General features: G+C 59.2%; 2 protein-coding genes. Both read left to right on the forward strand.

Going from position 1 to position 1,140, the window contains the following annotated elements:
- On the forward strand, positions 1-610 hold a 610-nt coding region (locus GTGU_RS23325; protein ID WP_051857444.1), incomplete at its 5' end, for a DNA-methyltransferase.
- Positions 600-1,140 (forward strand): DUF3486 family protein (locus tag GTGU_RS23330; RefSeq protein ID WP_038163540.1); only part of this gene is annotated, 541 nt, incomplete at its 3' end. The genes GTGU_RS23325 and GTGU_RS23330, both read left to right, overlap by 11 nt.

A 1,140-nucleotide genomic window follows, 5' to 3' on the forward strand; every position in this document is an offset into this window, starting at 1 on the left:
CCTGTCGATTGAAAAATACGCAGTCACCAGCGCACGCCACGCGGAATTCGGTGGTGAAAATCGCGACCAGCGCAGTTTTGCCTTCTGGTGTACGCAGTGGATGAGTAGGGCCACCCGGCTTGTGCGTCCTGGCGGCTACGTCATGATTTTCTCGGACTGGCGTCAGCTTCCGGTGATGACCGATGTGCTTCAGGCAGGCGGTGTGCTCTGGCGCGGCATTGTTGTCTGGGACAAGGCAGCGGCAGCCCGCGCCCCGCACACCGGCTATTTCAGGCATCAGGCGGAATATGTCGTGTGGGGAAGCAATGGGGTGCTGGAGAAAGTGCCGGGCGGTCCGTTCCCTGGTGTCATCACTGAGCGCGTGAAGCCTGCTGAAAAACTGCACATGACCGGGAAGCCGGTCAGGGTGATGGAAGAGCTGGCCCGACCGCTGGCGGATAATGCCCACGTCCTCGACCCGTTCATGGGCAGCGGCACCACCGCGCTTCCTGTTCTGGCACGCGGTGGTAAGTTCACCGGCATTGAGCTGACGAACGAATATTTTGACATCGCCTGTCAGCGTATCGAGCAGGCACAGACGTCAGGGGACGGTAACCTTTATGACAAATGAACGCCAGACACGCGGCCGACCGTCAAAGATTGACCTGCTGCCGGAATCCATCAGGGATCAGCTTCATCAGATGCTTCGCGATAAACGCCACACCCAGGAAGAGATCCGCGACGCCATCAACGAGCTGATTGACAGCCACAATCTGCCGGAAGATATGCAGCTCAGCCGCACCGGTCTTAACCGTTACGCCAGCCGCATGGAACAGTTTGGTGCCAAAATTCGTGCATCGCGGGAGATGGCTGAAATCTGGGCGGCAAAACTCGGCTCTGCGCCGACGTCCGACGTCGGCAAGCTGCTGCTGGAGTTTGTTAAAACCCTCGCCTTTGAAACCTCGATGTCGCTGTCCGAGGGTGATGTTGTGGAGCCCAAAGCACTCGGTCAGCTGGCGCTGGTCGCTCACCGGCTGGAGTCGGCAGCGATGGTGAGCCACAAACGCGAGAAAGAAATCCTCCAGGAGTTTGCGCGGGAGGCGGCAGAAAAAGCGGAGATTATCGCCACAAAAGCCGGGCTGTCGTCCGAGTCTGCGGCAG

The organism is Trabulsiella guamensis ATCC 49490 (genome assembly GCF_000734965.1).
In the GTDB taxonomy this organism is placed as follows: Bacteria; Pseudomonadota; Gammaproteobacteria; order Enterobacterales; family Enterobacteriaceae; genus Trabulsiella; species Trabulsiella guamensis.